This window comes from Selenomonas sp. FOBRC9 (assembly GCF_000287655.1).
Taxonomy (GTDB): Bacteria; Bacillota; Negativicutes; order Selenomonadales; family Selenomonadaceae; genus Centipeda; species Centipeda artemidis.
The window spans coordinates 1-23,028 of the sequence record NZ_ALJR01000027.1 but is presented as its reverse complement, the minus strand read 5'-3'; the positions used below and the strand labels follow the sequence as shown (position 1 = coordinate 23,028).

Here is a 23,028-nt window from a genome sequence, read left to right as displayed (position 1 = left end):
ATAATCAATTCATTTGAAGGAGGTGAGATACTGCATGGCAACGTTTGACAAGGTTCGCGACATCGTCGTGGAACAGCTTGGCTCGGAGGCTGACGAAGTCACCCTTGAGTCCACCTTCATTGACGATCTTGGCGCAGACTCGCTCGACATCGTTGAGCTCATCATGGCGTTCGAAGAAGAATTTAACGTAGAGATCCCGGATGAGGCGGCTGAAAAGATTAAAACTGTTCAGGATGTCGTCAACTACATCGATCAGAACAAATAAGAAGCCTTTCGGGCGGACGGTATCCGCCCACAAAACGGTCTTTTAGGGAAATCCCGTGACAGCTCAGGCGCACGGGATTTTTCTCAAAAGGCATCTATGAATTCGCATAACACCGGGGCAGTACTGTCCCGCTATGATACATTTATCCCCGCCCGGCGGAACCGGACGAATATGACGGAAGGGGAGATTGAACTTCTTGCGGAGAGAACGAAGCCGCCGTGTGCGGCACGCCGCTGTGTGGCGTGTTCTCACGCGATTGGAGGGCTTATATGAGACTACCCGAGGTGAGGATTGGCAGCAAAGTTGCCACCGTCCCCATCATTCAGGGCGGTATGGCGATTCGCATCACAACGGCGCGGCTCGCCGCCGCTGTTGCAAACGAAGGCGGCATCGGACTCATCGCGGCTTCCGGTATGAAACACAAGGAACTGCGGTATGAAATCCGGCTTGCGCGCTCACTTTCCCCACATGGTATTATCGGCATCAACGAAATGGTCGCGGCAAGCGACTTTTCCGAGGCCGTTCAAATTGCGATCGAGGAGGGCATTGACCTCGTTGTTGCGGGTGCGGGATTTTCCCGCGATATGTTCCAGCTTGGCAAGGAATCCGGCACACCAATTGTGCCGATTGTATCTACGCCAAAACTGGCAAAGATTGCCGAAAAGCTCGGTGCGGCGGCAGTTGTCGTTGAAGGGAAGGAGGCAGGGGGACATCTTGGAACGGATCAATCCGTCCGCAGCATTATCTCCGATGTCCGCGCCGCGGTGAAGATTCCCGTCTTTGCGGCAGGCGGCGTCCTGACGGGACAGGATATCGCAGATCTGCATAAACAGGGCGCCGACGGCGTACAGCTCGGCTCTCGTTTTGCCGCCTGCGTGGAGTCCAACGCGGCACCGTCGCTCAAAAGATACTATTTGAAATCGAAAAAAGATGACATCGTGATTATTCACAGCCCCGTGGGGCTGCCGGGGCGCGCCGTTCGCACACCGTTTTCGGCGCGGATCATGGAGGGACCCGTACCGCCGACGGTCTGCGATCGGTGTCTTAAGCACTGCGATCATCATTTCTGCATTATCCGTGCGCTCTCGCGTGCACAGCAGGGGGATCTCGAGACAGGGCTCGTGTTTACAGGCGAATACATGCCGCGCATCGACCGGATTTTGAGTGTTCATGAGATATTTGAAGAGCTGAAACAACAGCTCGAGGCAGCGAACTAGAGTGTCCGAGGATGCTCCGGGAAAGGAGTCGATTGGTTTGAAGAAGAGAATTGTCGTTACGGGGGTTGGTCCCATTACGCCGATCGGCATTGGAAAGGACGCCTTTTGGGACGCCTTGCTTGCGGGAAAAAACGGCATTGATAAGATCACTCGTTTTGATGCGACGCGCTACGCTGCGCAGATTGCAGGCGAAGTCAAGGACTTTAGTATCGACGGTTATATCGATAAGAAAGAGGCAAAGCGCATGGATCGCTATGCCCAGTTCGCCGTTGTGTCGGCAGGCATGGCGATCGCGGATGCGGGGCTTGACCTCAACGCAGAGGATCATGACCGCGTCGGCGCCTATGTCGGTGCGGGCATCGGCGGCATCGAGACCATGCATAGTACCTATGAGCGGCTTTTCGACAAAGGTCCCGAGCGCGTCAGCCCCTTCTTCATTCCAATGATGATTGCCAATATGGCGGCAGGACAGGTTGCCATCAACTACGGTCTGCACGGGCCTGTCTCTTGTGTCGTGACGGCATGCGCGACGGGGGCGAACTGCATCGGCGATGCGTTCCGTGTGATGCAGCGCGGGGAAGCGGACATTATGATCGCGGGCGGTACGGAGGCATCGATTTCCGAGGCCGCCAGTGCGGGCTTTGCGGCGATGAAGGCGCTCTGTACCGATCATAACGACGATCCTGCACATGCATCCCGCCCGTTTGATAAAAACCGCTCGGGCTTCGTCATGGGCGAGGGTGCGGGGCTGGTCGTGCTCGAGACCCTCGAACATGCCGAGGCACGCGGCGCGCATATCTATGCGGAGCTTGTCGGCTATGGTTCAAACTCGGACGGTTACCATATTACAAGTCCGGCACCGCAGGGCGAATATCAGGCGAAATGTATGCGTCTTGCCCTCTCGGATGCAGAGATGCAGCCCGAGGATATCGACTATATTAATGCGCACGGTACCTCGACGCATATGAACGATCTCTGCGAAACCGAGGCGATTAAAACGGTGTGGGGCACAGCGGCAAAGGATGTTTCCGTATCCTCCGTTAAATCCATGACCGGACATCTGCTCGGTGCTGCGGGCAGCGTAGAGCTGATCGCAACCGTACTCGCCGTTGAAAACGACATGCTGCCGCCGACAATTAATTACGAAACGCCGGACGAGGGGCTGGATCTTGACTATGTGCCGAACGTCGCACGTGCAAAGACGGTTCGTGCCGCGATTTCGAATTCCTTTGGTTTCGGCGGACATAATGCATGTCTCGTCGTTAAAAAATTTGAGAAGTAGCGCAATGGCGGAAGGACTATCGCCCGCACGGCGTGCAGAGCTGGAACGGCTTGCCGCGCATATGGGCGTTGCGTTTTCCAATATCGCCCTGCTCGACGAGGCGCTGACCCATCCATCCTATGCAAACGAGTCGCGTGACTCTATACCGCATAATGAGCGCCTGGAGTTTTTAGGCGATGCTGTGCTGGAGCTTGCCTCCAGCACATATTTATATAAGCACTTTCCACAATGCAGCGAGGGGGAGCTGACCAAGATGCGCGCAAGCCTTGTGCAGAGCGATACGCTTGCGCGGCTTGCGCGTCGGCTGCATCTGGGGAGGCATCTGCGTCTCGGGCATGGAGAGCTGCGCGGCGGCGGTGCCGATCGGCAGAACAACCTTGAAAATGTATTCGAGGCAGTCATTGGCGCCGTTTATCTTGACCGCGGATGGGAATCTGCACGAGATTATGTATGCACGCAGCTTGTACCGGAGATTGGAAATGTGCAGCCCGCACAGGTGCGGTGCGACTATAAAACTACCTTGCAGGAGCACGTGCAGAAGGATCGGCACATGTCGGTTGCCTACGAGCTTGTCGGAGAGAGCGGGCCGGATCATGACAAACGGTTTACGACCCGTGTTTTGGTCGGCGGAGAAACACTCGGAGAGGGAACGGGTCCCAGCAAGAAAAAGGCTGAGCAGCAGGCGGCTGCACGCGCACTTTCAAAGCTCGGACAGAGTTAAAATTTCAGTTAAACTTATCGGTGTGTGGGATTTCATTCCTTGACTTTTCCAACATGCTTCGATAATATAAAGTTGCTATGGCAGGGAGTCCCGTGTGGATACCTGCCGTTTCTTCATAAAGAGTATATTTGGCGGAGAAGCAACATTGTCCGAGGGAATGGGACAAATGAGGAGGTTTTTTATTTGTTTGGCATTAAGAAAAGCGTACTTGCACTTATTTCTGTGCTCGTATGCAGCACACTCATGCCAGGGTGCGGCGGCGGGCAGCAGAGTGGTACGCGTGCGACACAGGTCAAGGCGATGAATGTCCTGCAGCAGGATACACCGCTCACGCATGTGTATGCAGGACAGATTGTCGGGACGGACGAGGTGAATATCCAGTCGCGCGTCTCCGGCAACATCGTGGAGAAATATGTGCAGGGTGGACAGTTCGTCACGGCAGGACAGCCGCTCTACCGCATTGATGACCGTCAGTACCGCAGCGCGGTGCTTCAGGCGCAGGCGACGCTCGCGCAGTCCGAGGCGACGCTTAACAACGCGCGTATGGATCTCTCTCGATACGAGCAGCTCTATGCCGATGCCGCGATCTCCGAACAGACCTTGACGACCCAGCGTGCGCAGGTGAGTGCCTACGAGGCAGCGGCAGCCGCAAACGCCGCGCTTTTGCGCCAGGCACAGGAAAACCTCGACGATACGACTGTCTATGCCCCTATGACGGGTCAGCTTTCTGTGAACGATGTGGGCGTCGGCACCTTTGTCTCGGCAGGGACGACAACGCTCGTCTCCATGGGGACATCGAACCCCATCTATGCGCAGTTTAGCCTCTCGGAGAACGAATACCTGAACTTCGTGGAGCAGGCGGCGCAGCAGAGCGGTATCGGCGGCGTCATCGTACAGCTGACCCTTTCGAACGGATCGAAATATCCGCTCACCGGACACATCGCAACGGCAGATCGCGCACTCGCCACGAACACGGGCACGCTGACGCTCAAGGCTCTCTTTGACAACCCCGACGGACTCCTTCTTCCGGGCATGTTTGCCCGTGTCAGCCTTATCGGCGATACCATTCCAAACGCACTGCTCGTCCCGGAGCGTGCAGTGCAGCAGCTCCTCGGCAAATCCTTCGTCATGGTTGTCGGTGACGGCAATAAGGCCGCCGCACGCACGGTGACACTTGGTGATAAGGTCGGCAGCTACTATGTCATCAAGGACGGTATAGATGCCTCCGATATTGTTGTTGTCGAGGGACTTACGACACTCCAGGAAGGCGGCGATCTTGCCGTAACCATGGTGACGCCGGACGAGATGGGCTTCTCCATCGACGGGGATGATTCCGACTTTAACACGCGTGCCCTCACGCCCGCGGAGTAAGGAGGAAACCCTTTGGCAAAATTTTTCATTCATCGTCCGATCTTTGCGATTGTCATCGCGTTGATGATCGTCATTGTCGGAACGATTGCAGGATTTTCTCTGCCGATCGCGCAGTACCCGCAGATCTCGCCGCCGACGGTCGCGGTCTCCGCGTCTTATACGGGGGCAAGCGCAGCCGTTGTCAACGAAACCGTTGCGCAGGTCATCGAGGAACAGGTCAACGGAACGCAGGGCATGGATTATATGGACTCCACGTCCGACGATACTGGACGCTATAGTCTCTCCGTGACCTTTGAGGTCGGCACGGACGGCGACATGGACGCCGTGAAGGTGCAGAACAACGCGGCGGGAGCAAACGCCAGTCTCCCGTCCTCCGTGCAGTCCGCAGGCGTGACCACGCGCAAATCCTCGGGGCAGATGGCGTACTTCGTCTCGCTGTACTCCGAGGATGGCAGCTATGACCGCGCGTTTATGAAGAACTATGCGACGCTCTACTTCCTCGACGCCATCAAGCGCGTCAACGGTGTCGGCGAGGTTCAGGTCTTTGGTGCGGATTACGCCATGCGCGTCTGGCTGAATCCGGATCGCCTCGCAGAGCTAGGACTCACCGTCGCGGACATCACGGCGGCGATCAACGAGCAGAACGTGCAGGCGCCCGCGGGCACGGTCGGCGGAATGCCGACGGTCAACGGTCAGGAAAAGCAGTTCACGGGCAAGGTACAGGGACGACTCACGACGCCTGAGGAATTTGGCAACGTTATCATCGCCTCGGGCAAGGACGGCTCCTTCGTTCGTCTGAAGGACGTCGCGCGAATCGAGACGGGACAGCGGCAGAACAATATTGTCGCAAAATTTAACGGCTATCCTGCCGTCGGTTTCGGCATTCAGCTCACCTCCGATGCGAACGCAATGACGACCATCGCCGAGGTGCGCAAGATTTTGGATGATGCCGAGGCGAATTTCCCGCCCGGACTCAAGATGAAGTCTATCTTTGACAGTACGGACTACATCAACGCCTCCATTAGCGAAGTTGTGCATACCTTTGTCGAGGCGTTGCTCCTCGTCGTTCTTGTCATCTTCGTGTTCCTGCAAAGCTGGCGCGCGACGGTGATCCCTCTGCTCGCGGTTCCGGTGTCTCTTATCGGAACGTTCGGCGCGTTTGTGCTGCTCGATTTCTCTATCAACACACTGACACTGTTTGCGATGGTTCTTGCGATCGGTCTCGTCGTCGATGACGCGATCGTCGTCATTGAGAACGTCGAGCATCATATGGAAAGCGGACTCTCGCCGATTGACGCCACCGAGCGCGCGATGGCGGAGGTGCAGGGACCTGTCGTCGCGATCGCGTTCGTCCTCGCGGCGGTCTTTGTCCCCGTTGCATTCCTCGGCGGCATGATGGGCGTCCTGTATAAACAGTTTGCACTCACCATCGCCATCTCGATGGCGCTTTCCGCGTTCGTTGCACTCACACTCACACCCGCGCTCTGCGCGCTCATGCTGAAGCCGAAGAAGGAAAATGCGAAAAAGGGATTCCTCGATCGCTTCTTCGATGGATTCAACAATTGGTTCAACCGTGCCCGCAAAGGCTATATCGGCATCGTCACAAACTCGATCCGCAAATCGAGGATTGCCATTGTGTTCCTGCTGATCGTCTGCGGCGTGACTGCGCTCATCTATAAGAATCTCCCGTCCACCTTTGTTCCCGAAGAAGATCAGGGCTATATGATGATTGCGATTCAGCTCCCCTCGGGAACCTCCACGAACCAAACGCAAAAAGTTGTGGACAAGATCCAGCAGGCGGCGCAGCGCGAGATTGATGGGCAGAGTGCTGTCATGTCCATCAACGGATTTGACATCCTCGCGGGCGGCGCGAACTCCAACGGCGCCGTCATCTTTGTCGGCATGAAGGATTGGTCGCAGCGTCCGGGCTTTGCACAGTCTGTCACGGCAGCGGTATATAAGATGTTCCGCGTCGGCGCGATGGAAGCGCCCGAAGCGCTCGTCATCGCCATCAATCCGCCGGCGCTTCCGGGACTCGGCAACGTTGGCGGTTGGTCGCTCGAACTTCAGGATATGACCGGTCATACAGATCTCGAACTCAACGATCTCGTGAACGGGATTCTCGCCGAGGCGAATACGCGTCCCGAGCTACAGGGCGTGCGTACGACGTTTAAGATCAACGCGCCGAGTTATCGGTACGAGATCGACCGTGAGAAGGTCAAAAATCTTGGCGTCGAGCTCACCGATGTATTCACCGCACTCCAAGTCAACTTCGGCGGCTATGAAGTCAACGACTTCAACCAATTTGGACGCACCTACAAGGTTGTTCTCCAGTCCGACGTCACCTATCGCACGGAGGCGGAGGCGGCAAAGTTCGTCTTTGTCCGCAACTCCTCAGGCGGCATGGTTCCACTCGACACGCTCCTAAAGCCCACACTCACAACGGGACCGACCCAGATCAGCAGATTTAACGGTGCGCGCTCGATCACCATTCAGGGGAGCGCGGGGCAGGGCTATAGCTCCGGTCAGGCGATGAACGCCATCACCGAGATCGTGCAGAAACACGCCCCCTCGGGCTACAACATCGAATGGTCGGGGCAGAGCCGTGAAGAGCGGAAATCTGCGGATTCCACCATGCAGGTGCTCGCGCTTGCCCTCGTATTCGTATTTCTCGCGCTCGCAGCGCTCTATGAGAGCTGGAGCGTACCGTTCGCTGTCCTGCTCACCGTACCGACCGGCATCTTTGGGGCGCTCTTCTCTGAGTACGCGCTCGCGTTCATCTTCGGTATGATCGGGATACCCGCCGCGGGCTTCCAGAACAGCGTTTATATGCAGATCGGTGTCATCATGGTCATTGGTCTTGCGGCAAAGAATGCAATCCTGATTGTTGAATTTGCAAAGGTTCGTGTGGATCGCGGCATGGATCCACTGAAAGCTGCAATTCAAGCGGCGGGGCTGCGGCTTCGCCCGATCCTTATGACGTCATTTGCGTTCATCATTGGCTGTCTGCCGCTTGCTATCGCATCCGGCGCAGGCGCTGCTGCGCGCAACGGTATGGGCGTCGCCGTCGTCGGCGGTATGCTCTTCGCAACCGCCCTCGGCATCTTCCTCATTCCGGTCTTCTATGTCGTTGTCGATCGTATCGCGCGAATGCTTGGCGGCAGAAAGAAACCAAAGATAAAGACTGCAGATGAGTACATGTAAAAACTGAATCAAACGACGATCCGTTGGAAAAAGGACGCTTGCACGGTTTGCGCAGGCGTCCTTTTCACGTATGAATCGTATGAGATCAGTGGGGGAATATCAGCTGAACCAGGAGCATATAAACGATTGTTCCTCCCGCCATGGAGATCAGCATTTGCCGCAGGCGGATGTGGAGAATCGCGGTGACGGCAATACCGATGAGCTCGGGGAGACCGTGGTCGGCGCGGAGGAATGAGGTGTCTTTGAGACAGTAGACGACGAGCATCCCGAAGACGGCGGCGGGCAGCACATTCCCGAGATAGCGCACGAGCGGCGGTGCAGGCTTATTGCCGGTGAGAAAGAGGAAGGGAAGCGCGCGCGTCAGAACACTAGCGAGAATACAGAGCGCAATCGTAATGCCTTGCTCGAAAAAGGTCATTTCGCCGCCCTCCTCTCAAGATAGGGGCGCGCGATCAGGCAGACCGTTAGGATGACCGTCATCGTGGGGATCATAAAAGCATCCCTGCCAAATACCGTAAGACAGATACCCGCCGCAGCAAGCCCCAAAACACCGGTATAATGCTGTGTGTCATTCATCCACTGCTCAATGAAAATGACCACGAACATCGCGGTCATTACAAAATTGATGCCTGTCGTATCAAACGGCAGACTGCCGCCGATGAGACCGCCGAAGACCGCGCCCGCCACCCAGTAAACGTGATTGAGCAGCGTGACGAAGAACATAAACCAGCCCGCATCGACGTCATGCGGGATCTTTGCCGTATAATTGACCGCAAAGGATTCGTCGCACATACCGAAGATGAGATAGGGCTTCTTCCATCCCGTACCGCCGTATTTTTCAAACATGGAGAGCCCGTAAAATATATGGCGCGCTTGTACCATGAGCGCGAGGAGGAACGTCTGCATCGGGGCAAAGGGACTGAGGAGGAGCGCCACGGCAATGAACTCGAGCGAGCCGCCGAAGATCAGCGCGCTCATAAAGAGGGGATACCAAAACGAAAATCCCGACGCATTCATATAGACGCCGTACGCGACGCCGACAAACCAAAATCCGGCGAAGATGGGAACGGTATAGGGGAACGCGGCACGCAGGGCAGCAAGCCGCGTACTCTTAGTGTTCACGTTTTGCTCCAATCGCATTCGTCCGTATGCGCGGCGAGCACGCCGATCGCTTGGAGCGTCGAATAGATGCAGGTCGAGCCGACGAATTTCATCCCGCGTTTTTTGAGATCCTTTGAGATCGTGTCAGAGAGGGGAGAAGTTGTCCGCAGAATACAGCTCTCGCGGATGGATTTGCCGTCCGTAAAGCCCCAAATATAGCGGTCAAAACTGCCGAACTCCGCCGCGATCGCAAGGAAGATGCGGCTGTTTACGATGCTCGCCTCGATCTTGCGGCGATTGCGGACAATGCCCGCATCCTGCAACAAGGTATTGACCTTCGCCGCATCAAACGCCGCGACTCGTTCGGGGACGAATCCCTCGTACGCGCGGCGAAAATTCTCCCGCTTGCTTAGAATTGTCGCCCATGAGAGCCCCGCTTGGAACGTCTCGAGAATCAGCAGCTCATAGAGCGCACGGTCGTCGTGGAGCGGAACGCCCCACTCCTCATCGTGATATTTTATATAGATAGGATCGTTTAACCTCACCCAAGGGCACCGCTGCTTACGCCCGACCGTCATTGTCCCGCCTCCTTCGATAAGAAAAAGCCGGTGCTTGTCGGGGCTCCGGCTCGTCGATGTTATGCTTATATTCTAGAGAAATTTGTACCTCTTGTCAACAGGGATCGTCCGGTTCCTGAGGCTCATCAAAGGCGGCGTCGCTGCGTGCGGCGGTACGGTCTGCCGCAGCGTGGAGACCTGTTAGTGCGGAAAACGGGGCAAACTGTCCGGCACGGTCTCTGAGCGACATGGGGGGATGTCGCTTTGAGACATGGTGTGGTAAACGTATGATGTCCGCATAGTCGGAAATACTGCGTATGGGTCGCTGCATCTGTATGCTCCTTTTACTGCGTTATGCTTTATGTCCGCCGATTTGGCTGTTGCGCAGCCGTGCGGTAGCGTCTTCAAGGAGATTCGCGCCGCGCAGAATGGCATTTTTTCCATAGACCTTTTTGATAGCGACAATGGCTTCCTGCAGGGCATGATTTTTCACGTGAGATTTTTTCTCCGCTTCTGTGAGTGACGCCTGTGCGGTTTCTTCTGCGGAAAATAGGTCAATCTGCTCGATTGGCGGAATCTCGTCCGTACGCATAAGATGATGTGCGGAGATACTGAGACGGCGAATGAGGAGTGCCGGATTTATGATCTCGTCGTAGAGGGCAGTGAGCGCCTCCATTATGGTATGGGTGGAAGTACCGCGCTCCACGAGCGCTCTTCCGTGTGCCGGCCAGGGAACACGGCGTCCATAGCGGTCGAGTCGGATACGCCCCCGGTATGCGGTGCTGATTTCGGGACGTGTCAAGCATTCGATGTCATAGCCGACAGTCAGTTCAAGGCGATCGGTCGTGAGGTGCTTCTCTGCGAGCTCAAGAGACAGCGCATCTGCCATTTCCCAGACAATGAGGCGTGCTTTCTCTGCATTGTACGGATTTTGAAGGACTTGTCCCATATGGGTGCTGCGCGATTTCGGACGATAGCTCTTGATGTCCTCCATGCGGACAGGTTCATGTCCCCAGGCATGGTCGATGAGAAGTTCGGCTTGAATGCCGAAGAGCCGGTAGAGCAGGTCTTCGTTAAGCGGTTCCCGCGGATTGCCGAGAGAACAGCGTGCGATGTCGCCCATGGTATAGAGACCGTGAGCTTCAAGCTTCTTGGCCGTTCCTCTGCCGATGCGCCAAAAATCAGTGAGCGGCGTATGTGCCCAAAGGCGGCGGCGGTACTCCAATGCGTCGAGTTCTGCGATGCGTACGCCGTCCGCATCGGGCGGAATATGCTTCGCTACAATATCCATGGCAATTTTGGCAAGATAGAGATTTGTGCCGATGCCCGCCGTGGCGGTGATGCCGGTTTCACGGAGCACATCACGGATGAGACGAATGGTAAACGCATGTGCCGAGATGCCCTCTGTGTCCAGATAACTCGTTGCGTCGATGAATACTTCGTCGATGGAATAGATATGAATGTCGGCAGGGGCGATGCGCCGGAGATAAATCTCATAGATGCGCATACTGTAATCCATATAGAGTGCCATGCGCGGCGGCGCAATATGGTAGGAAACGGCGAGGGACGGATGATTTGCGAGCTCTTTTGCGTCTGTACTTTCGCCCGTGAGTTCCCGGCGGGGGGCGCGGATACGCCGTCTCCGGTTGACTTGTTCGATTTGCCGGATGACTTCAAAGAGCCGCGGGCGTCCTCCGATGCCGTGTGCCTTGAGTGCGGGGGAGACGGCGAGACAGATGGTTTTGCTCGTACGGCTTTCATCCGCGACAACGAGATTGGTCGTTAGGGGATTGAGTCCGCGCTCAATACACTCGACGGAAGCGTAGAATGATTTGAGATCGATCGCGATATAGGTATGTTGCTGCACATTGGGCTCCTCCTTTTTGTATAGTATAGCACATGCGTTTGTAAAATGTAAATCATTTTGATCCGAAGTACTGAAAAAGGGAAAAAGGTCTTGTTGTCGAATATTTTTCATAGAATAAACGCCAAAGGAGCAAATCTCATGAATCTCATCGTCACGGGCGGCGCCGGATTTATCGGTGCGAATTTTATCTACTACGAGCTGCGTACACATCCGGAGGATCGCATCGTCTGCTATGATGCGCTGACCTACGCGGGGAATATCGCAACCCTCGATGAGGCGTGCAAGGCACCGAACTTTACCTTTGTGTGCGGCGATATTGCCGACCGCGCGGCGGTGTATGCGCTGTTTGAACGCGAAAAGCCGGACGTCGTGATCAATTTTGCCGCCGAGTCGCATGTGGATCGCTCCATAGAGAATCCTGAGATATTTTTGCAGACAAATATCATCGGCACGAGCATCCTGCTCGACGTGTGCCGCAAATACGGCATCGAACGCTATCATCAGGTTTCGACGGACGAGGTCTACGGTGACCTGCCGCTCGACCGTCCTGACCTCTTCTTTACCGAGGAGACACCCCTGCACACATCGAGCCCGTATTCCTCCTCAAAGGCGGGCGCGGATCTCCTCGTGCAGGCATATGCACGCACCTACGGCATACCCGTATCGATCTCTCGCTGCTCGAACAACTATGGTGCGTTCCAGTTCCCGGAGAAACTGATCCCACTCATGATCATCCGCGCGCTGCGCGGGGAGAAGCTGCCCGTCTACGGCGACGGTCTCAATGTGCGCGACTGGCTTCATGTGGACGATCACTGCGCCGCGATTGACAGGATTGTGCGCTGTGGGAAAGCCGGAGAGGTCTACAACGTCGGCGGACACAATGAACGCTCGAATATCAATGTCGTCCGTACGATCCTCCGTACCCTCGGGAAGAATGAGGAACTCATCTCCTATGTCGAGGATCGCAAGGGGCATGATCGCCGCTATGCCATTGATCCCGCGAAGATCGGGCGCGATCTCGGCTGGCAGCCGGAGACCTCGTTCGAGGATGGCATCCGCAGCACGATTCGCTGGTATGAGGAACATCAGGAATGGTGGAAAGACATCGTGAGCGGATCGTACCGGCTGCGCAACGAGGCTGCGAGATAAGACGAGGCTCTTTGTACCGAAAATTCAGTATTGACATTGTGTAGGCTTTTCGCTATACTACCATTTGTCAGTGCTTAGGCGCGGGGGCATAGCTCAGCTGGGAGAGCGCTTGCATGGCATGCAAGAGGTCAGGGGTTCGATCCCCCTTGTCTCCACCATATCGGATGCTAGAGGATGTGAGAGAAATCTCGCATCTTTTTTGTTTGCTTTTGGTAAAATAAAAACCGCATCGCTTCTCAAAGCGATACGGATTCATATCAATGGTGCATCCGGGGGGATTCGAACCCTCGACCCACGGCTTAGAAGGCCGTTGCTCTATCCAACTGAGCTACGGACGCGCTGGTCGGGATGACAGGATTCGAACCTGCGACATCTTGCTCCCAAAGCAAGCGCGCTGCCAAACTGCGCTACATCCCGATACCGCACTATTATAATGAGCGATACGGGAAAAGTCAATACAGAGAGCCGACTTGAAGAGGCGTCCTATTTCACAATATGCTTGCCGCCGAGGAAGCGCGGTTTCCAGTAGTCGTTCGAAAGAGTGTCGATGCGGACGCCTTTGCTCGTGGAGGCGTGGATAAATTCGCCCTTGCCGAGATAGATGCCGCAGTGGGAAGCACCTTTTTCATACGTTTCGAAAAAGACGAGGTCACCGGGGACGAGCTCCTTTGCGCTCTTTGTCCTAAGTCCCAGTTTATACTGCTCATCCGCTGTACGGGGGATGGCGATGCCCTGCTTTTGAAAGACGTACTGGAGGTAGCCGGAGCAGTCGAATCCCTTTGGTGTTGCACCGCCGAATACATAGGGCGTCCCCATATATGCCTTCGCCGTTTTAATGATGCTAGAGACTTTGCTCGCGGGGAGGATGGGCTTGCCGTTCGGTGCAAGAGGCAGGGTATCCTGCTTTGCCGGCGGCGGAACGTCGACGCCCCACGGGCGCGTGGCAGGTGCATCCTTGAGTGCACGCCATGTTGCGTTGTTGACGACGCCCGTGATTTTTATTTTGCTGTCACGCTGGAATTCGGCAACGGCGCGTTCGGTATCTTTATCAAAGACGCCGTTGGCATTTTTGATCTTATAGCCTGCGTTTTGGAGCGCTTGCTGGAGGACGAGTACTTCGTGTCCGTGCGAGCCTTCCCGGAGCGTCGGCGACGCGGATGCCGTGCCGGCTGCGAGTGAGAATGCAATACCGGTGCCGATGAGGAGTTTTGCGAGGCGTTTCATGACGGTTCTTCCTTTCCGTATCAATGCGGAAGTTTGTTATCCGTGCCGGACGTGTTCGAGTCCTTGACTCAGGAAGCTGAGCACATGCTCGTCGTCTACGGAGTAGAGAACTTCCTTGCCGTCGCGGCGGAACTTGACGAGGCGTGCGTTGCGCAGGACGCGCAGCTGATGTGAGATCGCGGATTGTCCCATGCCGAGACCGTCGGCGATGTCATAGACGCGCAGTTCCTGCTCTGCAGCGAGCAATGAAATGATTTTGATGCGTGTGGGATCGCCGAGCGTCTTAAAGAGGTCGGCGAGATGCTGTGCGGTGTCTTGGTCAATGCATTTCAGAGGGGCGGCAGAAGTCATTCTTCCGGAGTCCTTTCTTATCAATAAATCTTGTTAATCTCAAATCCGTTCTCTGCGAGAGCACGAACGATGCGGTTGATGTGTTCCTGACCATGCGCCTCGACGGTAACGGTGAGCTGCACTTTTTTGAAGCTGTCCGTGACCATGCTCTGATCGTGGTCGAGACGAATGACATTCGCGTCCAAATCGGTGAGGATCTGTGCGACGTTGAGCAGCTGACCGGGCTTGTCCGGGAGCTGCACGGCGAAGCGGAAGACGCGTCCGCGCGAGATGAGTGCCTTGGAGATGAGTGCGGAAATCGTTGAGATGTCTATGTTGCCGCCGCTGACGAGAACGGCGATCTTCTTGCCGCGTATGTTGAGTTTTGGCAGTGCGGCGAGGGGGAGTACGCCAGCGCCTTCGGCGATGAGTTTGTGCTTCTCAATGAGGGAGAGCAGGGCACTCATGATCTCCATCTCGGAGACGGTGATGATCTCATCAAGATAACGGCGACAGAACTCGAATGTGAGCGTGCCCGCCGTCTTGACAGCGCAGCCGTCGGCAACGGTATCGGCGGAGGGGAGCGTGATGAGCTTTCCTCCGGAGAGCGCCGCCTTCATGCAGGCGGCGTTTTCCGGCTCGACGCCGATGATCTTCACATGCGGGTTGACGAGCTTTGTTCCAAGGGCTACGCCTGAGACAAGACCGCCGCCGCCGACAGGGACGAGAATTGCATCCACGTCCTTGAGTGCGTCGATGATCTCGAGTGCGATCGTGCCTTGACCAACAATGACATCGCGGTCGTTGAACGGGTGGATGTAGACGAAACCTTTCTCCTTTTGGAGCGATAGACTGTGCGCGTAGGCGTCGTCAAAGCCGTTGCCGTGCAGAATAACCGTCGCACCTAGTGCGCGGGTCGCCTCGACCTTTAGAATCGGTGTCGTGGCAGGCATACAGATGACGGCGGCAACACCGAGTTTTTGTGCGGCATAGGCGACTCCCTGCGCATGATTGCCCGCCGAGGCGGTGATGACGCCGCGACTCCGCTCCTCCTCGGTGAGCATGCTGATGCGGTTGTAAGCGCCGCGCAGTTTGAATGCACCGGTGATCTGGAGGTTTTCGAGTTTGAGATAGGCGGCGTTGCCGGAGAGATCGGAGAAGTACTCGCTGTATATGAGCGGGGTCTTTCGCACAATGCCCTCGAGCTGTTTTGCGGCGGCATAGATGCTCGCAATCCCTGTCGATGAAACGATGACCTCTTGTTCTGGTTGTGTTTGATCGTCTCCCATGTGCATGCTGCCTCCATATTACCTGCTCTTTATTTAGGTCAGTCTATCATTTTCGCCGTGGAACGTCAAATATTTTTGCACAAAAGCAGTCAGAATAAAGAAGGATTTCGACGCATTTTCAAGAATAAATACTATAACAGGAAGGGGGACGTGATGGACGCTTGTTTGCTGTATGCACGGATTCTCGTTCCTGTCGACGGCTCGGAGGGAGCGCTTCGCGCAGCGCAAAGCGCAGGGGAAATTGCCCGCGTGACGGGCAGCACGATAGACTTCCTCTACGTCACGCCCTTTGACGAGCGCACGGACGACGGTGCGGCATCATGGCTCCCGGAGACGGTGACTGCTTCTGCATCGGCACGTGCGCAGGAGATTTTCTCCGCAGCGGCGGCGGTTTTGCCCGCAGGTGTCGCGTATAGCAGCTTCCTGCGTGTCGGGAGTACTGTTGAAGAGATTCTGCGCTTTGCCGATGAGGAGAAGAGCGCACTGATTGCCATCGGCGGGAGAAAAACTTCGCGCGTGAGCGGTATTCTGCTCGGGAGCGTTTCGCAGGCAGTCCTCGAACGTGCACATACGCGTATCTTGGTGGCGGGGCGGGCGTGAGTTTTGCGATAGAGTGGTTTAGGTTCTTTGAGGAAAAGGAGGAACTGCCATGATGAAGAATATTTTGGTGCCGGTGGACGGTTCGGAAGGCGCTGACCGCGCCATTGAAAAGGCGGTCATGCTGGCAAAGCTCTGCAATGCGAAGGTAAACTTCCTCTACGTTGCAAATATTAATCAGCTCGCCATCAACGCGGTGCTTTCGGATGCGATTTTGGACTCCGTAACGAAAGCGGGGAATGTGATTCTTGAGCGCGCGATGGAGATGGTGCCGGAGGGCGTCGAGAAGGAGTCGTTCTCGGATACCGGTTCGCCGGCGGTCGTTGTCCTCGACTTTGCGGAGTCGAACAACATCGACCTCATCGTCATGGGCAGCCGCGGGCTTGGTGTTGTCAAGGGCGTACTCCTCGGCAGCGTCAGTCAGTACGTTGTAGAACAGGCAAAATGCCCTGTGCTCGTGGTTAAGTAAATTTTGTAAATTTCTGTGGGGCTGCTGCGGCGTATGTTCGCGGCAGCTCCCTTTGTCGTGTATGCCGAGATTTTAGGAGAGAAAGGCAGAGGTCTATGGATGTGCGCAGCCGCTTTATGCGGACTGAGATGTTGCTCGGCGTGGCCGGTATGGCGCGGCTTGCGGGCGCCTCCGTCGCTGTGTTTGGTATTGGCGGCGTCGGTTCGTTTACCGCCGAGGCTCTTGCCCGTGCGAGTGTTGGGCATTTGACACTCGTTGACAACGACTGCGTCGATGTGACGAATATCAACCGGCAGATCCACGCATGTACGGATACCATTGGGATGCCGAAGGTCGAAGCAATGACGGCGCGCATTCACGGTATCAACCCGCACTGCAAGGTGACAGGGATGCAGGCGTTTTATCTGCCGGAGAATGCGGATGATTTTTTTGCGCAGCGTTATGATTATGTCGTGGATGCGGTGGATACGGTGTCGGCAAAGATTGATCTGGCGCGCCGGTGCTGCGCACGCGGCATACCGATCATCTCGAGCATGGGGGCGGCGAACAAACTCGATCCGACACTGTTCGAGGTATTGGACATCTACGAGACGAAGGTGGATCCGCTCGCGCGTGTGATGCGGAAAAAACTTAAGGAGTATAACGTGCCGCATCTCAAGGTCGTCTGCTCGCTCGAACGTCCGCAGCATCCGACCGGCGGAAAAGAGCCCCCTGCTCCCGGCAGGAACAGTGTGCCGGGGAGCGTCTCTTTTGTTCCGCCAGTCGTGGGGATGATTATGGCGGGCGAAGTCATTCGTGATCTGTTGGGGATTCATGTGGAGGTATCGGCATGAAGATTTCTGTACTTGGATGCGGGCGTTGGGGCTCCTTTCATGCGTGGTATGCACATCGGATCGGACATGAGGTCATGCTGTGGGGACGGGAAGGCTCGCCGCATCTCGCGCAGCTCTATGCGTCGCGGCGGAACGAGTTCCTGACGATGCCCGAGGCGGTGCGGCTCACGGATGATCTTGCGGCGGCGCTTCGATTTGCGGATACAGTGATCATCTCGATTCATGCACAGGCGCTGCGCAGCTTCCTGCGTGATCTCAATGCTGCGGGAATGACCGGTCTGCTCACAGGAAAGCAGGTGATCCTCTGCATGAAGGGGATCGAGATCGGCACAGGAAAGCGGCTGACAACAGTGGTGCATGAGGAGCTTGGCGATACGGTGCGTCCCCTCGTATGGGTGGGACCCGGGCATGTTCAGGATTTTGTACGCGAGATTCCAAACTGTATGGTGATTGCGGGGGAGGAACGCGAGGAGCTGCGCGCGCTTGTTGAGGAACTTTCAAGCCCCTTGATTCGTTTCTATTATGGAGAGGATCTGCTCGGTACGGAGGTTGGTGCGGCGGCAAAGAACGTCGTTGGCCTTGCCGCAGGGATGCTGGACGGGTTGTCTTATGGCAGCCTCAAGGGCGCGCTCATGGCGCGCGGCACGCGAGAGCTCTATCGGCTCGTGCAGGCGATGGGCGGCGACGGTGAGACCATCTACGGACTTTCGCATCTCGGCGACTATGAGGCAACGCTGTTTTCGCCGCACAGCAACAACCGCCGCTATGGCGAAGCGGTGGTACGCGGCACGGCGGATGAGTTTCATAAAATTGCCGAGGGGGTCTATACGTCGGAGGCTCTCATGGCGCTCTCGCAGAAATACGGCGTTGATTTGCCCATCTCCGAGACCGTCTATGAGATTGTCGTACGCGGTGCCGATCCGCGGGAGCAGCTGACACGGCTGTTCCTCCGCGCGACCAAGGGGGAGAAGGATTAGGATATGAGCGAAATACGAAAACATATCGATGTCGTTGCCGGCGCGATCCTGCGCGGAGGAAGGGTGTACGGCGCCTGCCGCAGTTACGGTGACTACGCGGGGACGTGGGAGTTCACGGGCGGCAAGGTGGAGCCGGGCGAGACAGACGAAGCGGCGCTTATCAGAGAGATTCGTGAGGAACTCGGCATTGAGGTTACTGTGGAGGAGCTGCTCGGCACACTGGATCACGACTATCCGAAGTTCCACATGAATATGCGCCTCTATATCTGCCGCCATGTATCCGGCGAGCCGGAGCTGCGGGTACACTCGGAGGGACGATGGCTTGGGCTGCAGGATCTTTATACGGTGCGATGGTTTGAAGCGGATGCGGAACTCATCCGCCGGCTTGAAGCATATCTGCGTTGACAATGCTCCCTTTGCAATGCTATAATACACAGCGAGCCGACAGGCTCCACGCGCCGAAGTGGCGGAATTGGCAGACGCAGCAGACTCAAAATCTGCCGTTGGCAACAACGTGCCGGTTCGACCCCGGCCTTCGGCACCACAGCAAATATCCCTACGGGGTAATCTCCCTAAGAGCAGCGCAGAGCTCTTAGGGATTTTTTTACAGCAAGTCAAAACACTTGAAACTATACGTATATCACGGGTAATATTCAGCGGCGACGGGTTGACACATACGTCGGAAACGTGTATATTTGACAGAAAAATTTGATGAAGAAACAGAAAGGAAGGGTCAAGTTGGCACATTATTACACGGAGCCATCCCACACATTTGGAGAGTATTTGCTCATTCCGGGATACTCCTCGGCAGAATGCTTTCCGGCGAATGTTTCTCTGCGCACGCCGCTCGTCAAATTTCACCGAGATGAAGAGCCGGCGCTTTCAATGAATATTCCGCTCACATCTGCAATCATGCAGGCCGTTTCGAACGATACAATGGCAATTGCACTTGCTAAACAGGGCGGCATTTCATTCATTTATGGATCGCAGAGTATCGCAGAGGAAGCGGCGATGGTTTCCCGTGTAAAAAATTATAAATCCGGGTTTGTCAGCAGCGATTCGAATATCAGCCCGGAGACGACGCTCGGCGGCGTGCTCGATCTGCTCGCAAAGACAGGGCATTCGACGATGGCAGTAACCGAGGACGGTTCCGCCAACGGGAAACTTGTCGGAATTGTGACGAGCCGCGATTATCGCGTATCGCGCATGTCGCTCGATACGAAGGTCGCTACATTTATGACGCCGTTCGAAAAACTCGTTTGGGCGGATGCAGATTCCACGACGCTGACACATGCGAACGATCTCATTTGGGATCATAAGCTCAATATGCTCCCGCTCGTAGATAAAAATCAACGTCTTCGCTATATGGTGTTCCGCAAAGACTATACGGATAATAAGGAAAACGATCTCGAGCTGACGGACGACAACAAGAGCTATATTGTCGGTGCGGGCATCAATACGCGCGATTATGCCGAACGCGTGCCTGTACTTATAGCGGCGGGCGTGGACGTCCTCTGCATCGATTCCTCCGAGGGCTTTTCCGAGTGGCAGCGGCTCACGATACAGCATATTCGTGAGGAATTTGGCGACGCGGTAAAGGTTGGCGCGGGCAACGTTGTAGACGGGGAGGGATTCCGCTTCCTTGCAAATGCAGGCGCAGACTTTATCAAGGTCGGTATCGGCGGCGGTTCTATCTGCATCACGCGCGAGACAAAGGGCATCGGGCGCGGGCAGGCGACGGCGCTCATTGACGTTTGTGCGGAGCGCGATAAATATTATAAGGAAACGGGCGTCTACATTCCCATCTGTTCCGACGGCGGCATTGTTTACGATTATCATATGACGCTCGCGCTCGCGATGGGGGCAGATTTCCTGATGCTCGGGCGCTACTTCTCCCGGTTCGATGAGAGTCCGACAGATCGCGTCATGGTGAACGGTACCTATTATAAGGAATATTGGGGCGAAGGGTCGAACCGTGCGCGCAACTGGCAGCGCTATGACCTCGGCGGCAGTAAAAAACTTTCCTTTGAAGAGGGCGTGGATTCGTATGTGCCTTATGCAGGACCCCTGAAGGAAAACGTCGAGACAACGCTTTCGAAGATTCGCTCAACCATGTGCAACTGCGGTGCACTCTCACTCCCGGAGTTCCGTGACAAGGCAAAGTTGACGCTTGTCTCCTCGACCAGTATTGTCGAGGGCGGGGCGCATGATGTGATATTGCGCGACAAGCTCGGTCGCGACTAAGAAGGCGTGACACGCGATTTTGGCGCATCGCTGTGTCACTGCGAAAAATCCTGCGGTCGACGTAGGTTTCATCTACGCCTTCCCTTGTATTTTTCTTGTTCCTTGCGCTGCATCCAAACTTCCGCGTCACTCAGGTTGCGGTATAAGGCGCGATTTTGGCGCATAGCTGTGTTGCTGCGAAAAATCCGGTATTCGACGTAACTTATATTTACATCGAATACCGGATTTTTCTATGCCCTTTGCATAAATGTACGATAGGTTTTCTCCATCTCCTTGCGTGTCTTGGTCGCCGGCCATAGTTCGCCGAGCGCGCCCTCGCGCATTCCGGCAGAGAGGTGATCGTAGAGCAACGGATTTTCCATGCCGAGTCTCGCGATGAGCTCCTTCACTGTTTGACGCGTCGTATTGCCGTTATGCGGGCAGGGGGACGGCAGCGGTGTGAACCCATGATATCGTATCGCGTCGATGAGTTCCTGCTCGCGGAAGTAGACGAGCGGACGAATAACCGTCAGATTTGTCCGCTCCAGATAGGTCTTTGGACGGAATGTGTTGAGCTGCCCCGAATAGAAGAGGCTCATTAAAAATGTCTCCACTGCGTCATCATGATGGTGCGCGTATGCCACCTTGTTCATATTATGCTCCGCAGCGTAGCGGTTCACGGTGCCGCGTCGGAAGAATGCACAGGTGAAACAGGGGCTTTTATCGTCCTGTGCCGCTATCGTTCCCGCAATGTCCACATCTACAACCTCATAGGAGACGTCAAGGCTTTTGCAGAACGCGGCGATGGCATCCGTATCGAACGGCTCGTCGAACTGCGGGTTTACCGTAAATGCCGCGATGGAGAAATCTTTTTTTAACCGCTCGCGCAGAATAGCGAGCGCATAGGTTAGGAAGATGCTGTCCTTGCCGCCCGAAACACCAATGAGAATGCGGTCGCCGTCCTCGATGAGTTCGAACTCGACCACCGCGCGCATGAGTTTGCTGAAATAAGACTGCGGTATATTGATATTCATGAATTCTAAAACTCCCACCTATTCCTGCCAGCAGAGATAGACGCCGAGAATGCCGCGTTCTAAATGAATGGAGAAGCGCCGTGCCGTATTCTTCGGAGAAATGATATTGCTGATGGTTGTTGATGCACGTGCGGAGATCACTGTGCCCGTTAGCTCCCAATGCAGCCCCTGTGTCGTTACCCCCGCACATTCCTCCGTGAAAGGGAGCAAGGAAATGGCGCGCGGCATCTCGTCACATGCGATAGAAATCGATTCACCGCCGTGTAAATAGAGGAGCGTTTCCTTTTCATCAATCAAAATGCACGGAACGGGCGCGTGCGCGCAGATCGCAGCAGTACTGAAGAGATGATCCAAACGACCGCCAAACGCCGCCGTCAAAATGATCAGTGGGCGCGTGAAATGCTGTGCCGCAATCCGGAGAGAAAGAGCCGTATCCGAATCGTCTTTTTCTACAGGGAAGCGATATACTTCTGCTCCGTGTTCGACCGCCCAAGCCCATGCTTCTGGAGAAGCGCTGTCTCCGTCACCAATCAGTAGGGAGGGAGGCCTTGAGACTGCACGACACAGATTGACACCTTTGTCAATTGCCAAAATATGAGATGTAATGCCGGGCTTTTCCATTTCGGATAGAAGATCTGTGAACCATGTCGGAGAGGGAGCACGTCCGCCCCCTATACAAATCAGTAGTTCTGCAGCAGCACAGGGAAGAGTGACATGTATTCCGGAAAGAGAAAGCGTATGCATAGACGCTGCTCCTTTCTATATATTATGAATTATAGCATAAGATTTTTGACATAAACAATGAAAATTATCAAAAAGGGGCTTGACGAAGAAAAGCCGTTGTGTTATATTATGACAGTCGCGCTGATGAAGGCTAGAGGCTCTCGAGGCGCGCAAGATGTACCCTGAAAACTACACAATGCAGAGAGGTTAGAGATAATCTAACCGAAGCCAGATGCAACATCGTTGATAAAATGGTCAACGAGAAACAATTCTTTTACAGAATGACATTAATGAGTCGAGTGAGGCTCTTCTTTTACGGAGAGTTTGATCCTGGCTCAGGACGAACGCTGGCGGCGTGCTTAACACATGCAAGTCGAACGGAGCGAATGAAAGCTTGCTTTTATGAGCTTAGTGGCAAACGGGTGAGTAACACGTAGACAACCTGCCGATCAGATGGGGACAACATTCCGAAAGGAATGCTAATACCGAATGGCGTGTAGGGGAGGCATCTCCCCCTATATGAAAGATGGCCTCTATATATAAGCTATCACTGATCGATGGGTCTGCGTCTGATTAGCTAGTAGGTAAGGTAACG

At 55.3% G+C, this 23,028-nt stretch carries 23 protein-coding genes, 4 tRNA genes and 1 rRNA gene; 16 read left to right on the top strand and 12 right to left on the bottom strand.

The features are described 5' to 3' along the window. Positions 1-34 precede the first annotated feature (34 nt). The 6 genes from HMPREF1147_RS06650 to HMPREF1147_RS06625 all read left to right on the top strand — a co-directional run bounded on the left by HMPREF1147_RS06650 (position 35) and on the right by HMPREF1147_RS06625 (position 8,060). The gene (locus HMPREF1147_RS06650; RefSeq protein ID WP_006689543.1) at positions 35-265 is read left to right on the top strand and encodes an acyl carrier protein; all 231 of its coding nucleotides are present in this window, start codon (positions 35-37) and stop codon (positions 263-265) included. A gap of 269 nt (positions 266-534) precedes the next feature. Further along, positions 535-1,482 carry a nitronate monooxygenase family protein gene (locus tag HMPREF1147_RS06645; RefSeq protein WP_009372006.1) on the top strand — a complete coding sequence of 316 codons (948 nt, stop codon included), beginning with the start codon at positions 535-537 and terminating at the stop codon, positions 1,480-1,482. A 37-nt stretch (positions 1,483-1,519) separates the two neighbouring features. Further along, a complete protein-coding gene (fabF, locus tag HMPREF1147_RS06640) occupies positions 1,520-2,764 on the top strand; it encodes a beta-ketoacyl-ACP synthase II (protein ID WP_009658285.1) in 1,245 nt (414 codons plus the stop codon). 4 nt (positions 2,765-2,768) lie between these two features. After that, entirely contained in the window at positions 2,769-3,485 is a 717-nt protein-coding gene (gene rnc, locus HMPREF1147_RS06635) for a ribonuclease III (protein WP_009658248.1), read from the top strand. A gap of 183 nt (positions 3,486-3,668) precedes the next feature. After that, a complete protein-coding gene (locus HMPREF1147_RS06630; RefSeq protein WP_009658243.1) occupies positions 3,669-4,856 on the top strand; it encodes an efflux RND transporter periplasmic adaptor subunit in 1,188 nt (395 codons plus the stop codon). 12 nt (positions 4,857-4,868) lie between these two features. Beyond that, positions 4,869-8,060 carry an efflux RND transporter permease subunit gene (locus HMPREF1147_RS06625; protein WP_009372002.1) on the top strand — a complete coding sequence of 1,064 codons (3,192 nt, stop codon included), beginning with the start codon at positions 4,869-4,871 and terminating at the stop codon, positions 8,058-8,060. 85 nt (positions 8,061-8,145) lie between these two features. Here the strand turns inward: HMPREF1147_RS06625 and HMPREF1147_RS06620 are convergent, their stop codons facing one another. The 5 genes from HMPREF1147_RS06620 to HMPREF1147_RS06605 all read right to left on the bottom strand — a co-directional run bounded on the left by HMPREF1147_RS06620 (position 8,146) and on the right by HMPREF1147_RS06605 (position 11,585). Beyond that, positions 8,146-8,478 carry a branched-chain amino acid transporter permease gene (locus HMPREF1147_RS06620; protein ID WP_009658262.1) on the bottom strand — a complete coding sequence of 111 codons (333 nt, stop codon included), beginning with the start codon at positions 8,476-8,478 and terminating at the stop codon, positions 8,146-8,148. Next, positions 8,475-9,200 (bottom strand): AzlC family ABC transporter permease, encoded by a 726-nt coding sequence (locus HMPREF1147_RS06615; protein ID WP_009372000.1) that lies wholly within the window; start codon positions 9,198-9,200, stop codon positions 8,475-8,477. Before HMPREF1147_RS06615 ends, HMPREF1147_RS06620 begins: the two co-directional genes overlap by 4 nt. Further along, entirely contained in the window at positions 9,179-9,739 is a 561-nt protein-coding gene (locus HMPREF1147_RS06610) for a DNA-3-methyladenine glycosylase I (RefSeq protein WP_009371999.1), read from the bottom strand. Before HMPREF1147_RS06610 ends, HMPREF1147_RS06615 begins: the two co-directional genes overlap by 22 nt. Before the next feature lie 94 nt (positions 9,740-9,833). Further along, positions 9,834-9,968, bottom strand: a complete 135-nt coding sequence (locus HMPREF1147_RS12415) for a hypothetical protein (RefSeq protein WP_009349126.1) — start codon at positions 9,966-9,968, stop codon at positions 9,834-9,836. Between the two features lie 102 nt (positions 9,969-10,070). Further along, positions 10,071-11,585 carry a type VI secretion protein ImpB gene (locus HMPREF1147_RS06605; protein ID WP_009658236.1) on the bottom strand — a complete coding sequence of 505 codons (1,515 nt, stop codon included), beginning with the start codon at positions 11,583-11,585 and terminating at the stop codon, positions 10,071-10,073. 138 nt (positions 11,586-11,723) lie between these two features. Here HMPREF1147_RS06605 and rfbB point away from each other — a divergent pair, with 138 nt between their 5' ends. Both rfbB and HMPREF1147_RS06595 read left to right on the top strand, forming a co-directional pair. Continuing rightward, positions 11,724-12,734, top strand: a complete 1,011-nt coding sequence (rfbB, locus tag HMPREF1147_RS06600) for a dTDP-glucose 4,6-dehydratase (RefSeq protein WP_009658239.1) — start codon at positions 11,724-11,726, stop codon at positions 12,732-12,734. 82 nt (positions 12,735-12,816) lie between these two features. Next, positions 12,817-12,892 (top strand) — tRNA-Ala (locus tag HMPREF1147_RS06595). A gap of 103 nt (positions 12,893-12,995) precedes the next feature. Here HMPREF1147_RS06595 and HMPREF1147_RS06590 read toward each other — a convergent pair. From HMPREF1147_RS06590 to ilvA, 5 genes are all read right to left on the bottom strand, one after another. Beyond that, positions 12,996-13,072 (bottom strand) — tRNA-Arg (locus tag HMPREF1147_RS06590). A gap of 2 nt (positions 13,073-13,074) precedes the next feature. Next, positions 13,075-13,151 (bottom strand) — tRNA-Pro (locus HMPREF1147_RS06585). A 66-nt stretch (positions 13,152-13,217) separates the two neighbouring features. After that, complete coding sequence (locus HMPREF1147_RS06580; RefSeq protein ID WP_009349123.1) at positions 13,218-13,958, bottom strand: C40 family peptidase; 741 nt, start codon at positions 13,956-13,958, stop codon at positions 13,218-13,220. A gap of 36 nt (positions 13,959-13,994) precedes the next feature. Beyond that, positions 13,995-14,309 (bottom strand): helix-turn-helix transcriptional regulator, encoded by a 315-nt coding sequence (locus HMPREF1147_RS06575; protein WP_009349122.1) that lies wholly within the window; start codon positions 14,307-14,309, stop codon positions 13,995-13,997. Positions 14,310-14,329: 20 nt separating this feature from the next. After that, positions 14,330-15,583, bottom strand: a complete 1,254-nt coding sequence (gene ilvA / locus HMPREF1147_RS06570) for a threonine ammonia-lyase (protein WP_009658261.1) — start codon at positions 15,581-15,583, stop codon at positions 14,330-14,332. 147 nt (positions 15,584-15,730) lie between these two features. Here ilvA and HMPREF1147_RS06565 point away from each other — a divergent pair, with 147 nt between their 5' ends. From HMPREF1147_RS06565 to HMPREF1147_RS06535, 7 genes are all read left to right on the top strand, one after another. After that, entirely contained in the window at positions 15,731-16,177 is a 447-nt protein-coding gene (locus tag HMPREF1147_RS06565) for a universal stress protein (RefSeq protein WP_009658214.1), read from the top strand. 49 nt (positions 16,178-16,226) lie between these two features. Beyond that, positions 16,227-16,643 (top strand): universal stress protein, encoded by a 417-nt coding sequence (locus HMPREF1147_RS06560; protein ID WP_009349119.1) that lies wholly within the window; start codon positions 16,227-16,229, stop codon positions 16,641-16,643. Between the two features lie 95 nt (positions 16,644-16,738). Beyond that, positions 16,739-17,476 (top strand): ThiF family adenylyltransferase, encoded by a 738-nt coding sequence (locus HMPREF1147_RS06555; RefSeq protein WP_009658249.1) that lies wholly within the window; start codon positions 16,739-16,741, stop codon positions 17,474-17,476. Beyond that, positions 17,473-18,453, top strand: coding sequence for an NAD(P)H-dependent glycerol-3-phosphate dehydrogenase (locus HMPREF1147_RS06550; RefSeq protein WP_009658245.1), 981 nt, complete (start codon positions 17,473-17,475; stop codon positions 18,451-18,453). The genes HMPREF1147_RS06555 and HMPREF1147_RS06550 overlap by 4 nt, the downstream gene beginning before the upstream one ends. 3 nt (positions 18,454-18,456) lie before the next feature. Further along, positions 18,457-18,858: a (deoxy)nucleoside triphosphate pyrophosphohydrolase gene (locus HMPREF1147_RS06545; RefSeq protein ID WP_009658265.1), complete on the top strand. Its 402-nt coding sequence runs from the start codon at positions 18,457-18,459 to the stop codon at positions 18,856-18,858. 52 nt (positions 18,859-18,910) lie between these two features. Beyond that, a tRNA-Leu gene (locus tag HMPREF1147_RS06540) sits at positions 18,911-18,997 on the top strand. Between the two features lie 194 nt (positions 18,998-19,191). Next, positions 19,192-20,697, top strand: coding sequence for an IMP dehydrogenase (locus tag HMPREF1147_RS06535; protein WP_037351269.1), 1,506 nt, complete (start codon positions 19,192-19,194; stop codon positions 20,695-20,697). A gap of 230 nt (positions 20,698-20,927) precedes the next feature. Here HMPREF1147_RS06535 and HMPREF1147_RS06530 read toward each other — a convergent pair whose 3' ends face one another. Continuing rightward, a complete protein-coding gene (locus HMPREF1147_RS06530; RefSeq protein WP_009658242.1) occupies positions 20,928-21,710 on the bottom strand; it encodes a tRNA 2-thiocytidine biosynthesis TtcA family protein in 783 nt (260 codons plus the stop codon). Between the two features lie 18 nt (positions 21,711-21,728). Continuing rightward, positions 21,729-22,454: a thiamine diphosphokinase gene (locus tag HMPREF1147_RS06525; RefSeq protein WP_009658217.1), complete on the bottom strand. Its 726-nt coding sequence runs from the start codon at positions 22,452-22,454 to the stop codon at positions 21,729-21,731. Positions 22,455-22,745: 291 nt separating this feature from the next. Here HMPREF1147_RS06525 and HMPREF1147_RS06520 point away from each other — a divergent pair. Beyond that, positions 22,746-23,028 (top strand): 16S ribosomal RNA (locus HMPREF1147_RS06520); the annotation flags it as partial.

What these genes read in the sequence shown, in the direction of transcription:
- HMPREF1147_RS06650 (WP_006689543.1), top strand. Translation starts at nt 35, where the DNA reads ATGGCAACGTTTGACAAGGTTCGCGACATCGTCGTGGAACAGCTTGGC.
- HMPREF1147_RS06645 (WP_009372006.1), top strand. Translation starts at nt 535, where the DNA reads ATGAGACTACCCGAGGTGAGGATTGGCAGCAAAGTTGCCACCGTCCCC.
- rnc (WP_009658248.1), top strand. Translation starts at nt 2,769, where the DNA reads ATGGCGGAAGGACTATCGCCCGCACGGCGTGCAGAGCTGGAACGGCTT.
- HMPREF1147_RS06620 (WP_009658262.1), bottom strand. Translation starts at nt 8,478, where the DNA reads ATGACCTTTTTCGAGCAAGGCATTACGATTGCGCTCTGTATTCTCGCT.
- HMPREF1147_RS06615 (WP_009372000.1), bottom strand. Translation starts at nt 9,200, where the DNA reads ATGCGATTGGAGCAAAACGTGAACACTAAGAGTACGCGGCTTGCTGCC.
- HMPREF1147_RS06610 (WP_009371999.1), bottom strand. Translation starts at nt 9,739, where the DNA reads ATGACGGTCGGGCGTAAGCAGCGGTGCCCTTGGGTGAGGTTAAACGAT.
- HMPREF1147_RS12415 (WP_009349126.1), bottom strand. Translation starts at nt 9,968, where the DNA reads ATGTCGCTCAGAGACCGTGCCGGACAGTTTGCCCCGTTTTCCGCACTA.
- rfbB (WP_009658239.1), top strand. Translation starts at nt 11,724, where the DNA reads ATGAATCTCATCGTCACGGGCGGCGCCGGATTTATCGGTGCGAATTTT.
- HMPREF1147_RS06580 (WP_009349123.1), bottom strand. Translation starts at nt 13,958, where the DNA reads ATGAAACGCCTCGCAAAACTCCTCATCGGCACCGGTATTGCATTCTCA.
- HMPREF1147_RS06575 (WP_009349122.1), bottom strand. Translation starts at nt 14,309, where the DNA reads ATGACTTCTGCCGCCCCTCTGAAATGCATTGACCAAGACACCGCACAG.
- ilvA (WP_009658261.1), bottom strand. Translation starts at nt 15,583, where the DNA reads ATGCACATGGGAGACGATCAAACACAACCAGAACAAGAGGTCATCGTT.
- HMPREF1147_RS06565 (WP_009658214.1), top strand. Translation starts at nt 15,731, where the DNA reads ATGGACGCTTGTTTGCTGTATGCACGGATTCTCGTTCCTGTCGACGGC.
- HMPREF1147_RS06560 (WP_009349119.1), top strand. Translation starts at nt 16,227, where the DNA reads ATGATGAAGAATATTTTGGTGCCGGTGGACGGTTCGGAAGGCGCTGAC.
- HMPREF1147_RS06555 (WP_009658249.1), top strand. Translation starts at nt 16,739, where the DNA reads ATGGATGTGCGCAGCCGCTTTATGCGGACTGAGATGTTGCTCGGCGTG.
- HMPREF1147_RS06550 (WP_009658245.1), top strand. Translation starts at nt 17,473, where the DNA reads ATGAAGATTTCTGTACTTGGATGCGGGCGTTGGGGCTCCTTTCATGCG.
- HMPREF1147_RS06545 (WP_009658265.1), top strand. Translation starts at nt 18,457, where the DNA reads ATGAGCGAAATACGAAAACATATCGATGTCGTTGCCGGCGCGATCCTG.
- HMPREF1147_RS06530 (WP_009658242.1), bottom strand. Translation starts at nt 21,710, where the DNA reads ATGAATATCAATATACCGCAGTCTTATTTCAGCAAACTCATGCGCGCG.
- HMPREF1147_RS06525 (WP_009658217.1), bottom strand. Translation starts at nt 22,454, where the DNA reads ATGCATACGCTTTCTCTTTCCGGAATACATGTCACTCTTCCCTGTGCT.